The following is a 12482-nucleotide window of genomic DNA, read 5'->3' as shown; positions in this document are numbered from 1 at the left end:
AGCGAAACCGCCGATCGTATGACCGGCGGTTTCAATGACTGGGCAATTCCGTTTTTTTCTGGAATTGTTCCAGCATTGCTTATTTGTACGGGCAGGCATTGTCCGAGAAATAGCTGTGAACCTTGACCTTGCCGGAAATGATATCCGCCTTGGCAGCTTCGACAGCCTTCTTGACATCGTCAGTCATCAGTTTGGCGTTGTTCTCGTCGACCGCATAGTCGACGCCGCCTTCCTTGACGCCGAGAACATTGACGCCGGCGGTGAACTTGCCATCCGCAGCATCCTTGAACGCATTGTAGGTCGCGACGTCGACCCGCTTGAGCATCGAGGTCAAAACCTTGCCCGGATGCAAGCCGTTCTGATTGGAATCGACGCCGATTGCCAATTTGTCAGCGTCGGCAGCCGTTTGCAGAACGCCGATGCCCGTGCCGCCGGCTGCTGCAAAGATCACGTCGGAACCTTGGTCGATCTGTGACTTGGCAATTTCGCCGCCCTTGGCCGGATCGTTCCATGCCGCAGGCGTATCCCCGGTCATGTTCTGGATAACCTTGGCGTCTGGGTTCGTGGCCTTGACGCCGCCAACATAGCCGCAACCGAAATTGCGGATGAGCGGGACGTCCATGCCGCCGATGAAGCTGACGGTTCCGGTTTTCGACGATTTTGCCGCAATCACACCAACAAGATAGGAACCCTCATTGTCATTGAAGACAACGGAGCGGACGTTCGGCTTGTCGACTTCCGCATCGATTATGACAAATTTGGTATCAGGAAATTCCGCAGCGACTTTTTCGATTGCGGCAGCGGCGGAGAAGCCCGCGATAACGATGGGGGAATTGCCATCCGATGCGAACTTGCGCAAAGCCTGTTCGCGCTGCGCCTCGTTCTGGATTTCGAATTCGCGATATTTGACGCCCGAGTCGGCCGTATATTTTTCGGCGCCATTGAACGCGGCTTCGTTGAAGGATTTGTCGAATTTGCCGCCAAGATCGTAAATGACGGCCGGCTTGTCGTCCGCAGCAAAGGCCGAGACGGACATTGCTGTGGCAGCCAGGAGACCAAGAACAATACGCTTCATTTGATACCAACCCTCTGGATTTTGTTGAGCAGATTCAACTTCTGTCGAACCTTAAAATCGTTGCGGATGGTCACTCCCCAGCCGCCCCGGAAGCAATCTTGCATGCCAAGAAGCAAAATTCACGCGGAATTTTGCCTCTTGGTCAAAGATCCTCCAAAAATACAGTCAAGTCAGTCTGTTAGATCATTTCGCCTCCGGGTGGGACGGGGAATACCCGCTAGAGGCATCGGAAACTCAACGGGCGGCGAAACGGCCGGCCCCGTTCTCGCGCTTATAGCCTATCGCATAGAACAGAAATGCGAGCAGCGCGAAAATGACGAAGGTTGGCGCCTCAAGAATCCAAAGCATCAAGGGGTCCCATAATATAGGGTATATATGGGTTTTGATGCTTGTTTCAGCGAGGGCGAGCGAGGAGGCGGAAATAGACTGCCAGCTCTCCTGCAGCGACGTCATGGTCAATTGCGATGCCCCGACGGAACGGGCTGCATCGAGAACAGCGGCAATGATAGCCAGGCTCAGAGCGATATAGGCGAGCAGCCTGAACATAAATCGGATCACAACGGTCTCCAAAAAAGCTGCAACACGGCCGGGTCCCTCAATGATGGAATACATGGTAACGCCGGATCAAGGCCAACATGAATTCACTTTTACCGGCATTTTGACGGGATACGGTGAATTATTCGAGAAAATTCCCAGCAATTTCAGCGGGAAACCCGGCAAATCCGCACAAAGCATGATTATGTTGAAATAGGTGTTGATCAAGTGCCTGTTCTGACTATAGTGCGCGCCGCACGGGGTCGCTGTCGGCTAACCATCGACGGGCGCCGCGTGTCTATCCAGATCTGAGTGACCGATGGTTGACGGTGCTCTTGAAGCCGGTTTTTCCGGCTGCATTAAACAACCCGACCGGCAGTTGCCGGCCGAATTGCGGAGAGGTGGCCGAGTGGTTGAAGGCGCACGCCTGGAAAGTGTGTTTACGTCAAAAGCGTAACGCGGGTTCGAATCCCGCTCTCTCCGCCATTTCTGAAACCTATAAAGGCAAATCCCAGAGACATGGCTGCAACATGGATAGCGCTCCTGCTATGCAGATGCAGAGCCAATAGCAAAAAAAACTGTCACACTACGGGGTTACGACCGGGTTGCCACGAGCATTTCAGAATGCCCGACCTGACGGCGGAGTCAACGCCAACGTCCGCCATGCGGCGGATCGCAGACCGTCGCCTGTCAGGACACTCAACGAGAAAGCGGACATTTGGGCACCGGCGCCAAGTTTGGCCCAGCGGTGACAGGATGCCTGTTCTCCTGCGCTTGCACCGAGTTTAGGGCTGACCTTATATTCGATTTGGCGGCGAGGTGTTATCGGCGGCCCACTCGGCGCTCAGTGACGCCTCGACATGACACCGAAATCCGGAGGGCGCGTAGGTCATCTCAACCTGGCCGCCATGCTGCCCCAACAAGAGCCTCTGGATCAATCGCGAACCAAATCCTCTGCGTGTCGGCGGAACGACGGGAGGTCCTCCGCTTTCTGCCCAGTCCAATAGCAGCTGGGGCTCCTCGTCCCCCACTACCGACCAAGCGATGCTCACCTCTCCCGTGTCCGTCGACAACGGTCCATATTTCGCGGCGTTGGTGGAGAGTTCATGTAAGATGAGTGACAATGCGACCACCAGTTTCGGCGGAGCGGAAATTTCAGGACCTTCGATTTGAAAACGATCCGCGGGGTAAGGGGCGATTGCTTCGCGGACGAGGCGTTTCAAATTGGCACTCTGCCAGTCATCATGGGTGAGGAGATCGTGCGCTCGCGCCAGCGACTGCAAACGCGCCTCGAATGTGGCGCCGGCGAGCTCGAGGTCGGTTGCCTTACCAAAGGTCTGCCTCGCAATCGCAGTGACTGTCGCCAACACGTTTTTAACACGGTGGTTCAGCTCGGCAATGAGAACGTTCTTCGTTCGCTCAGCTTCAATGCGCACGCTGATGTCTCGGGCGTTTTTCGAAGCTCCAACGATGCGGCCATAAGCATCGTAGATCGGCGAAACGGATAACGAAACGTGGACCTCACGGCCGCTCTTGTGACGTCGCACGGTATCGTGCGGATCAACCCGTTCCCCAGCCTTGATGCGGTCGATAATTCGTCTTTCCTCATCGATCCGATCCTTAGGTATGAGGACGGTAACGGACCTACCTAAAACTTCTCCGGCTGTGTATCCGTAGACCTTCTCCGCTCCGCCGTTCCAATCGGTTATCATCATGTTCAGGTCGATTCCGAGGATGGCATCTTCCGACGATGAGATTATCGCTGCCAACCGTCGTTCGGCTTCCAATGCGCGACGACGCGCCGTGATATCGACGATGACCCCCACGGCTTCGCGAACCCTACCATCGGGATCCTTCACGGCTGAGACGTGATTGGAAACCCAGATCGGAGTGCCGTCTTTCCGTATATAACGCTTTTCAATCACGAAGCTCTCGCCCTCCAAACCAAGGTTCCGAACTTGCGCCATGTCCTCGGACAGATCTTGAGGGTGGGTTATGTCCTGCAGCGTTAGCGTCAGCAATTCCTCTCGCGTATAGCCGACAATTTGACAAAACCCTGGATTTACGAACGATAGGTGTCCTTCCAGATCAGTTTGGATAACACCAACCATCGTGTGCTCGATCATTGAGCGCAGGCGCTCCTCGCTTCTACTGAGTGCGACCTCGTACCCGACGCGATCGGTCGTCTCGTTGACGATGCAGAAAACCGCGAGCACTTTTCCATCGACGTCGAAGATTGGCGAATAGGAAATGTCGAAATACACCGTCTCTGGCACAGGACGCTCGATGTAGAAAGGTCTATCCTTCGCTGTGACGGTTTCGCCGTTCTCGAGTACGCGGCGAAGCATCGGCTCGAGGTCGTCCCAAAGCTCGGCCCAGTTCTCCCTCGCGGGTCTTCCGAGGGCGGTGGGGTGTTTGGTGCCAATGCTAGGGGCATAGGCATCGTTGTAGATCGCAACGAACTCCGGGCCGCAAAACATGACGATCTGCGCCTGGGACGGCAACGCAAGATCAACAGCGCACTTCAGCGGGAACGGCCACGAGGACATTGGACCGAGGCTTGTGGTCGCCCAGTCGTAGTCGCGGATGAGCACCGCCATCCGGTTGTCTTCGCGTGTCACGCCTGTGCGGTCGGTGAGCATCCTGCCTCCGTGGGTCTCTATTTATCTGAGGGATAGGCCCCTCGGAAGTCAATAATCAAACGATCGCACGTCGGCCACAACGAGCTCAGGGAAGCCTTCTGGCTCTCTGCCGCGGACCGGCGCGACGAGTTCCGTCGGTCTCACTGCGGGAGCGTCACAGCGATCCGCTAAGAATGCCAGAAGTTGGCCGTTTCTTGGTCAATCAGCAATCCCAAATTTGTTAACGCGCATGCCTTTGCCTTCATGCCTTCGTAAAGCAGACGAGAGGCCGCTACCGGTTCCAGATCTGATTTAGGTAGAAGCTTGAACAAACCGCCGCTTATCAAATCCCAAGACGTTAGACGCCCCATCATCGCGACCATCGCGGCGGCTAACCGCTATTCTTTTGACGTCCGTGTTTTGGCATAAGCTTCAAGTGCGCGTCGTCGGGCTGCCTGATGATCGACGATTGGGCGCGGGTAGCTGGTTCCCAAATCGACTTTAGCGGTTTGCAAGACGGCCTCCGGCGCGGCCCATGGCTTATGCAGATATCTATCGGGCATGTTTTGCAATTCCGGTATGAATTCCCTCACATAAGCGCCTTCAGGATCGAACTTCTCGCCCTGCAGGATGGGATTGAAAATGCGGAAATAGGGCGCTGCATCGGCGCCGGAACCGGCAACCCATTGCCAGCTTGCGGCATTGCTCGCCGGATCGGCATCGACGAGTGTGTCCCAGAACCACCCCTCGCCTTTGCGCCAGTCGATAAGCAGGTGCTTGATTAAAAACGAGGCCACGATCATGCGGACGCGGTTGTGCATCCATCCTGTCTGCCAGAGCTGCCGCATGCCGGCGTCGACAATGGGATAGCCGGTCTGTCCCTGTTTCCAGGCATCAAAACGATCCTGATCATTCTCCCAATCGAATTGGTCAAAGGAAGCATTGAAGTTGGAGGTATGGAGTTCGGGATTGTTGAACAGGAGATGATAGGAGAACTCCCGCCATCCCACTTCCTTGCGAAAGGTTTCCGGGCCTGAATGCTTGTCTTTGACTTTCGGGGACTTCAACGCATGCAGGATCTGAAACGGCGTAATTTCGCCGTGGGCAAGATGCGGTGAAAGCCGCGAGGTTCCGTTCGTGCCCGGCATGTCACGATCGTGTTTATAGCTACTAATCGCGTCGCTGAGGAAATCGGCGAGCTTCTCGTTCGCACCGGCTTCGCCCGGCGTCCAGTCCATGGCAAAGCCTTTTGCCCAATTGGGATGTCTTGGCAGGAGCGCCCAGTCGCCCAGCCTGTCCGACGCGATTTCATGATGCGAGGTTTTCAATTTCTTGACCGTAGGGATCGGATCGCGTGGTTCGGGTCCTGCCGTCAATGCGTGCCAAAAAGGCGTGTAGACGCGGTAATATCCTCCGGCCCCGGTTTTGAGCCTATACGGTTCATGAAGGAGATGCCCCTCGAAGCTCTCCGCGGCAATCCCACGGCGCGACAGCTCCGCCTTGAGCCCGGTGTCGATCTCGAGCCCAGGCGGATCATAGCGGCGGTTCCACAAGACCATATCTGCGCCGGTATCCTTGATCAGGGCATCGACAACCGTTTCGGTCTTGCCTCGTTTCAGGATCAGATTCGCCTCGCATTCTTCGAGGGAGGCTGCGAGTGATGTCAGGGAATGATGCAGCCACCAGCGCCGCGCACCGCCGATGGGCCGGCCATTGCGGCTCGTTTGCTCGTCCCACACAAACACTGGGATAACCGGCTTTCCGCTCTGCGAGGCCGTATAAAGCGCCCGATTATCACCGATCCGCAGATCATGGCGGAAGAGAACGATGACAGGGTTTTGGATGCTGGTGCCATTCATTTAGCGGCTGATCTTCCTGCCTGATTGGAGGCCGACCGTCGTCGTCTGCTGGGGCGTTTTCGGGCGGGGCTTTAGGCCAATTCCCTTCAACCAGATCTGCAGCGCTTCCCAATGGATTCCCGCGATCACCTTCAGCGTCAGCAGTGGAAAGGTCACTGCCAGTTTCAGCAGCTGCCTGTCCTTGAATTCCCGGCGGTTCCCCTTAAAGGCGGTAGCTATGACCAGACCATTTTTATCGCTCGCATTGATGACAATCGATGCGGTGCGTGCCGGGCTGGTAATGGTGAAGTCATAGGCGAGCTTCATATCCAGGAATGGCGAGACATAAAACTCCTTGTCACATTCCTGATAGAACACATTATTCTCATTCGCATCGCCTTCCACCGGGAAGATATAACTATGACGTTGGCCGAACGTATTGTTTACCTCGTAGATAAGGGCGAACAGTTTATCCCTATCGTCATGACAGAAATAGACGCTGAGCGGATTGAACACATAACCGAACATTCTCGGCATGGTCATCAGGCGAACTGCACAGCCCCCATGCTTGATTTCGGCTTCGCGCAAACGGCTTTCGACATAGTCACGCAGGGTCCCAGTTTGGCCACCCGTCTCGGATTTGTTGCCATGATCCCTGTCGAAGAAACTGAAAATGTTTCTGCGATTGCGAGAAAACAGCAAGTTGCGCTTGGCGATCGCATCGATCTCATCAATGTCGAGAAGCATATAGAACATGCTGTACTGCAGGAAATGCTGCTTCGGCTGCATTCGCTTATGCGTCACCTTGCCCGCATAGATCGCGGAATTCGACAGGCTCATGCTGCGATCTCCATGGCGTTTGCCACGGGTTGGCGGTAAATCCGGGCAGATTCATTCTCCACCGTCCAGGGACGGCGCATTCCCCCCAGGTCCTCAGCGACGGCCAGTCCCGATTGCAGTCCATCTTCATGAAAACCGGATCCGAAGTAGGCTCCGCAGTACCAGGTGTTGCGCTCACCCTGCAACTGCCACAGCTGTTTTTGTGCCTGCATCGCCTGGCCATCGAAGAGGGGGTGTGTGTATGTCTGCGTGTGCACTATTTTGCGGGGGTCCGGTTGACGACATGGATTGAGCGTAACGAAGAATTGCCGGTCCGTTTTCAATGGTTGCAGCTTGTTCATCCAGTAGGTGACGCAAAGCTGACTGTCGTTTTTTTCCCCCTGCCGATGGCCAAGATAGTTCCAGCTCGACCATACTGCCCGCCGAGTTGGCATCAGCGTTGCGTCTTCGTGCAGCATCGCCTGATTGACCGAATAGCGGAAAGGGGAAAGCAGATTCTGTTCCATCGGCGATGGATCGCCGAGCAATGCCAGTGTTTCGTCCGCATGGCTGGCCATAACCACGTGGTCGAAGCTGCGGGTCGTGCCGTGAACATCCGTAATTAAGACGTGGTTGCGCCCGCGATGGACGGCAGTGGCAGCGCAATTTGTCTGGATGCGATCCTTGTAACTCGCGGTCAAAAGCTCGACGTAAGCGCGGCTCCCGCCTCTGACGGTACGCCAAAGCGGCCGGTTGGAGAGCTTCAGCAGTCCATGGTTGTCACAGAAGCGAATGAAAGCTTCGGCCGGATATTCGAGCAATGTCGAGGCTGGTGCTGACCAGATGGCCGCTGCCATCGGCAGAAGATGGTCATCGCGAAATGCGTTTCCATAGCCCTCGCGTTCGAGAAACTCTCCAAGGCCTATCAGGCCCACCTTGCCCGCATGAGATGGCGTGTTGCGGTAGAAGCGCAGCAGATCGCTTAGCATCATCCAGAATCGTGGATTGAAGAGATTGCGCTGCTGGGCAAACAGACCACTGAAACCGGTCCCGGAATATTCCAACTTGCCGCTGTCGAGAGAGACGGCAAACGACATCTCGGATGCCATCGTCTCGACGCCGAGATGGGCAAAGAGTGCGGTAAGGTTCGGATATGTCTCCTCGTTGAAAACGATAAACCCGGTATCGACCGGGACGGGGGATTCGCCATGTCTGTTGACCAGGTAGGTATGACTGTGACCGCCGATTCTACCTTCCCGTTCGTATACCGTAACGTCGTTGTTCCGGGACAACAGCCAGGCCGCCGACATGCCCGAGATACCAGATCCTATGACAGCAATTTTCAACAAACTTCTCCTGCCGCTTTCACCTTGCGAAACGAACGCTGTACAGGCGCTCAGGCGTTTTTCCTGTGTTGCAATTTGTACGCTGGAGATACGAAACTGGATCAGTGATAGTTTCGGCGTGATCCAGTTTAGGCCCGCCATCGTATTGAACGGTATGAATGAAGTCGGCACCCAAAATTCCAGTAGCGTTCAGATCGCGCGGCAAACGCAGTTTCGCAGTACGTTGCATCGTGACGAACCAAAACCCGATGCTGGACGTTGTGTACGCAGAATGAAGAAGCACGATGAATATTCGGCCCGGATCGTCAGTATTGCGCAGCGCGGGGACAGATTGGCATTTGCCGAGCTGTTCAATTTCTATGGGACGCGCATAAAGGGCTTTTATATGCGTGGCGGCATGGCTGCGGGTCAGGCAGAGGAGTTGGCGCAAGAGACAATGCTGATGGTTTGGCGCAAAGCCACGCTGTTCGATCCCGCCAAGGCATCTGCTTCGACATGGATATTCACAATTGCCCGCAATTTGCGCATTGATGCCCTCCGCCGCGAGCGTTACCCGGCGCAACATCTGCTTGAGGATCACGACCCGGAACAGGAGCCGTCGCCTTCCGACGGTCTGTTGAGGGCGGAAAGAGAAGAGTGTATCCGCCTCGCCATGCAGGCACTTCCGCCCGAGCAGGCGAATGTAATCAACCTGCATTATTTTGACGACAAAGCCCACAGCGAGATCGCTAAGGCACTCGATTTGCCGCTCGGAACGGTCAAGTCCCGATTGCGCCTGGCAATTCAGCGCTTGCGGGACCTGATGGGTGAGGAATGAGTGATCATGAATAATCGCCCTACCGATGAAATCCTGATGGCCTATGCGGCAGGAACCCTTAAGCAGGGGCCTGCGTTGGTCGTGGCCGCGCATCTTTCCCTTTGTCCAGAAAGCCGCCTGCGCGTGCGCCAGTTCGAAACAATAGGCGGCATGGTGCTGGAGGATATCCCGCCTGCAGGGATGTCAGCGGATATGCTGGAAAAGACCCTCGCTCGGCTTGATGACCAGCCCGTGGCCCCTGCGATCGCAGCGGGAAGGTGGCTTGCCGATATGCCGGAAGGTATGGTGCTACCATCGCCACTGGAACATTACGACATCGGCAAATGGCGGTTTCTGGCACCCGGTGTGCAGTGGAGTTCGATCGGGAAGGGCGGACCGGCCCGGACCCGGCCGATGCTGCTGCGCTCAAAACCCGGCATGGTCTTGCCGGAGCATACACATGCGGGGACCGAGTATACGCTGGTACTGAAGGGTTCATTGCATGATGCGATGGGCGATTATCAGGTCGGGGATCTGATTATCGCCGATGCAAGCCTTGAACACGAACCCACGGCAGGTCCCGATGAAGATTGTATTTGTCTCGCCGTGGTCGATGGTCGCCTGCTGATGAAAAGCCTGGTCGGGCGAATTGTTCAGCCGCTCCTGGGCTTTTGATATTGCGCGCTTTTGCAGCAGTTACGATTGTCATCTCCACTGCACTTGGGCTCGCAGCCTGTTCGCCCGCGCGCGTTCTGAACTTCGCCACGTCATCTAATGATGCCAAGGTCGATAGAAACATCGCCTATGGAAAGGGGCCGCGCCGGACCCTGGACGTCTATGCCCCAAGACATGCAGAGGGCGCGCCGGTTGCTGTCTTCTTTTATGGCGGCAGCTGGCAGAGCGGTGACAAGCTGACCTATCAGTTTGTGGCATCGGCGCTTGCCGCAAAGGGTATCATTACCATCGTTCCCGATTATCGGCTCTATCCCGAGGTGCACTATGAAGGTTTTCTGAGCGACGGCGCAAAAGCTATGGCCTGGGCCAAGGATCATGCGCTTCAGTATGGGGGAAACCCGAGACGTCTCTTTGTGGCAGGCCACTCTGCAGGCGCTTATATTGCGGCTATGCTCGCGCTCGACGATGCCTGGCTTGCCAGGGAAAGCCTCTCGCCGGGACGCGATCTAAAGGGCTTTGTCGGAATTTCAGGCCCATATGATATCGTGCCGTTCACGGATAGGAAGATCGCCAATATTTTCAGCACTGCAAAGACGCAAGGATTGTCGCAACCGATCAACTTCGCCGGCGGCCGCAATCCTCCGGCACTCTTGCTGCACGGGATCGGCGACAAGACAGTCTATCCCCGCAACACTACGCGGCTCGCTGATAAATTACGCAGCATGGGCAGCCCTGTTGACGTAAAACTCTATTCCGGTGTCGGGCATCTCGGCATTATCGGGGCCATGGGTTCGCCCATGCGGTTTGTTGCACCCACTTTGAAAGATACAACGGATTTTATCCTTGGCGCATCGACGGATGAGTGAGGTTGTCATGTTTGTGGCGGCAGCCCTTGCGCTTTGCCTGATCATGGCAGCTGCCTGGCAAATGCAGCGGGCAAGCGGCAATGATGGCTGGGCCGATGTGTTCTGGTCGTTTGGCGTTGGCATGGTTGGCGTGGGTACTGTGCTTCTTGCGGCCGAAAAGGTTTCCCCGGCGCGGCCGACCCTCGTCGCTTCGCTATTGACTTTATGGTCGCTGCGGCTCGGCGGCCACATTCTGTCCAGAACGCTGAAGAGCGATGATGATCCACGCTATGCCAAGTTACGCAAACAATGGGGCAAGGCGGCCGCCCGCCGTATGTTCGTATTTTTGCAAAGTCAGGCCCTTGCCGGCGTCGTACTCGTCATCTGCGTCTATATCGCCGCGCGGCGGCCCGGTTCGCATCTGGACTTTTTCGATTATTGCGGTGCGCTGATCATGCTGGTGGCGCTGACAGGCGAGACAGTCGCCGATTGGCAATTAAAGCGTTTCGGCAATGATCCCTCCAATCGCGGCAAGATATGCGATGAAGGACTATGGCGATGGTCGCGGCATCCAAACTATTTTTTCGAATGGTTGGGCTGGATATCCTATGTGCTGATCGCAACCGGTCCGGGTGGTGGCTATTCCTACGGGTGGATCACGCTCGCCGCGCCGGTGCTGATGTATGGTCTGCTTCGTCATGTTTCCGGGGTGCCGCCGCTGGAAGAGCACATGCTGGCGACGCGCGGGAAGGCCTATCGCGACTATCAGCGGCGGACCAGCATCTTCTTTCCGTTCCCGCCAAATACCGAGAAAAGACTATTGAAACTTTGACAGCGCCCAGCTCGTCATGAAGAAGCTCAGGATTGCTGACGTGCCAGAGGCAAATGTGCCCCATGCCATATCGACGACGGTGACAGCCGTCGACCATTGTTTCAACGTCGCCTGACTGGTGAGGTCGTAGGTGGCATAAGCCGTGAAGCCGAAGAATGCACCATAGGTCAGCGCTATCGCCCAGCGGCCATTTTCCAGAGCTGGAACGACGGCAAAGACAACGACGCCCGCAACAAAAATAACATAGAACAGCACGGCGGCGGGATAGTTGACATCGGTGGCCATCATGTCGGGAAGCCGGGCCCGGTAGAAAGTCGTGGCCATGCCGCTCAGCCACGTGAAATCGAGAATGAAGAAGACCACGGCTGTGGAAAGGTAGGCGAGCACATATTTGAGCATTATTACATCCCCTTTGGCCATATACGTGTGCCAATCCGTCCCGGATCAAAATGGGATCCCCGGCTCTATGCCTGCAACTGACGCATGGCTTTTGCCGCTTTCCAGTGAACTAAACGGCGAGTAGACGCGTATCCCCCTCTAAAGCCCATATTTTTCAGGTCATGGGAGCCCGGCCATGATGAATGCAGCAAAAAACCTCGATTTGTGCATGCTTGCCCTCCTTTATCTCGGCAATGTTGCCGCGGCTGAGGATTTATCAGGTTCCGAGATCAAGAAGCTGCTCTCCGGCAAAAAAGTATATCTTTCCACCCCCTTCGGGATGGAGCTTCCGTTGACCTATAAAACCAACGGACACGTCGTCGGCGACGTATCCGGCGTCTCGGCTGCGAGCATGAAACCGGCAAATGGTGGATCGAGGGCAAGCGTCTTTGTCAGCAATGGCCGACCTGGTACAAAGGCAGGCAGTTCTGTTTCACAATCAGCAAAACAGGCGAGAACCAGATCTCGTGGTTGCGTGACGATGGCACCTCCGGCACAGCCCGCATCGGCGAATGAACATGCGCGATGGCGAAAGAACCCGGCTCAAGCTGAGACGATATCTGGCCTATGCCCTTCCCGCTTTTCCCATCGCCTCATTGACCCGGCCATTCTACATTATCGTGCCAGCTTTCTATGGCGGGTCATAGGCCTATCACTTGCAAC

The 12482-nt window shown here is 55.8% G+C and carries 11 protein-coding genes and 1 tRNA gene; 5 read left to right on the top strand and 7 right to left on the bottom strand.

The features are described from left to right. Positions 1 to 79: 79 nt before the first annotated feature. Both J2X72_RS04280 and J2X72_RS04275 read right to left on the bottom strand, forming a co-directional pair. The gene (locus tag J2X72_RS04280) at positions 80 to 1075 is read right to left on the bottom strand and encodes a BMP family protein (protein WP_209998481.1); all 996 of its coding nucleotides are present in this window, start codon (positions 1073 to 1075) and stop codon (positions 80 to 82) included. A 234-nt stretch (positions 1076 to 1309) separates the two neighbouring features. Beyond that, complete coding sequence (locus J2X72_RS04275) at positions 1310 to 1633, bottom strand: hypothetical protein (protein WP_209998484.1); 324 nt, start codon at positions 1631 to 1633, stop codon at positions 1310 to 1312. Positions 1634 to 2004: 371 nt separating this feature from the next. Between J2X72_RS04275 and J2X72_RS04270 the strand changes: the two genes are divergently transcribed. Continuing rightward, positions 2005 to 2095 (top strand) — tRNA-Ser (locus tag J2X72_RS04270). 311 nt (positions 2096 to 2406) lie between these two features. Here the strand turns inward: J2X72_RS04270 and J2X72_RS04265 are convergent. The 4 genes from J2X72_RS04265 to J2X72_RS04250 all read right to left on the bottom strand — a co-directional run bounded on the left by J2X72_RS04265 (position 2407) and on the right by J2X72_RS04250 (position 8404). Then, positions 2407 to 4251 (bottom strand): PAS domain S-box protein, encoded by a 1845-nt coding sequence (locus tag J2X72_RS04265; RefSeq protein ID WP_310068775.1) that lies wholly within the window; start codon positions 4249 to 4251, stop codon positions 2407 to 2409. Positions 4252 to 4628: 377 nt separating this feature from the next. Next, the gene (locus J2X72_RS04260) at positions 4629 to 6089 is read right to left on the bottom strand and encodes a deoxyribodipyrimidine photo-lyase (protein ID WP_310068772.1); all 1461 of its coding nucleotides are present in this window, start codon (positions 6087 to 6089) and stop codon (positions 4629 to 4631) included. Next, complete coding sequence (locus J2X72_RS04255) at positions 6090 to 6908, bottom strand: DUF1365 family protein (protein ID WP_310068769.1); 819 nt, start codon at positions 6906 to 6908, stop codon at positions 6090 to 6092. It abuts the gene before it with no gap. Continuing rightward, positions 6905 to 8404, bottom strand: a complete 1500-nt coding sequence (locus J2X72_RS04250) for an NAD(P)/FAD-dependent oxidoreductase (protein WP_310068766.1) — start codon at positions 8402 to 8404, stop codon at positions 6905 to 6907. Before J2X72_RS04250 ends, J2X72_RS04255 begins: the two co-directional genes overlap by 4 nt. Before the next feature lie 100 nt (positions 8405 to 8504). Here J2X72_RS04250 and J2X72_RS04245 point away from each other — a divergent pair, with 100 nt between their 5' ends. From J2X72_RS04245 to J2X72_RS04230, 4 genes are read left to right on the top strand one after another with little or no spacing between them, the layout of a single operon-like run. Next, positions 8505 to 9050 carry a sigma-70 family RNA polymerase sigma factor gene (locus tag J2X72_RS04245; protein WP_310068761.1) on the top strand — a complete coding sequence of 182 codons (546 nt, stop codon included), beginning with the start codon at positions 8505 to 8507 and terminating at the stop codon, positions 9048 to 9050. A 6-nt stretch (positions 9051 to 9056) separates the two neighbouring features. Continuing rightward, positions 9057 to 9704: a ChrR family anti-sigma-E factor gene (locus J2X72_RS04240; protein ID WP_310068758.1), complete on the top strand. Its 648-nt coding sequence runs from the start codon at positions 9057 to 9059 to the stop codon at positions 9702 to 9704. 2 nt (positions 9705 to 9706) lie between these two features. Then, positions 9707 to 10570 carry an alpha/beta hydrolase gene (locus J2X72_RS04235; RefSeq protein WP_310068756.1) on the top strand — a complete coding sequence of 288 codons (864 nt, stop codon included), beginning with the start codon at positions 9707 to 9709 and terminating at the stop codon, positions 10568 to 10570. Beyond that, on the top strand, positions 10563 to 11381 hold the full coding sequence (locus J2X72_RS04230) for a DUF1295 domain-containing protein (protein ID WP_310068754.1): 819 nt from the start codon (positions 10563 to 10565) through the stop codon (positions 11379 to 11381). The genes J2X72_RS04235 and J2X72_RS04230 overlap by 8 nt, the downstream gene beginning before the upstream one ends. Here the strand turns inward: J2X72_RS04230 and J2X72_RS04225 are convergent. Further along, positions 11367 to 11780, bottom strand: a complete 414-nt coding sequence (locus J2X72_RS04225) for a DUF2177 family protein (RefSeq protein WP_310068752.1) — start codon at positions 11778 to 11780, stop codon at positions 11367 to 11369. The genes J2X72_RS04230 and J2X72_RS04225 overlap by 15 nt on opposite strands. Positions 11781 to 12482: the final 702 nt, after the last annotated feature.

The organism is Phyllobacterium sp. 1468, from assembly GCF_031455525.1.
Taxonomy (GTDB): Bacteria; Pseudomonadota; Alphaproteobacteria; order Rhizobiales; family Rhizobiaceae; genus Phyllobacterium.
This window is presented reverse-complemented; position numbering and strand designations above follow the sequence as displayed.

Bases quoted from the DNA above. Each gene is read 5' to 3' on its own strand.
- J2X72_RS04260 (WP_310068772.1), bottom strand. From the start codon at position 6,089: ATGAATGGCACCAGCATCCAAAACCCTGTCATCGTTCTCTTCCGCCAT.
- J2X72_RS04225 (WP_310068752.1), bottom strand. From the start codon at position 11,780: ATGCTCAAATATGTGCTCGCCTACCTTTCCACAGCCGTGGTCTTCTTC.
- J2X72_RS04245 (WP_310068761.1), top strand. From the start codon at position 8,505: ATGAAGAAGCACGATGAATATTCGGCCCGGATCGTCAGTATTGCGCAG.
- J2X72_RS04280 (WP_209998481.1), bottom strand. From the start codon at position 1,075: ATGAAGCGTATTGTTCTTGGTCTCCTGGCTGCCACAGCAATGTCCGTC.
- J2X72_RS04230 (WP_310068754.1), top strand. From the start codon at position 10,563: ATGAGTGAGGTTGTCATGTTTGTGGCGGCAGCCCTTGCGCTTTGCCTG.
- J2X72_RS04255 (WP_310068769.1), bottom strand. From the start codon at position 6,908: ATGAGCCTGTCGAATTCCGCGATCTATGCGGGCAAGGTGACGCATAAG.
- J2X72_RS04240 (WP_310068758.1), top strand. From the start codon at position 9,057: ATGAATAATCGCCCTACCGATGAAATCCTGATGGCCTATGCGGCAGGA.
- J2X72_RS04265 (WP_310068775.1), bottom strand. From the start codon at position 4,251: ATGCTCACCGACCGCACAGGCGTGACACGCGAAGACAACCGGATGGCG.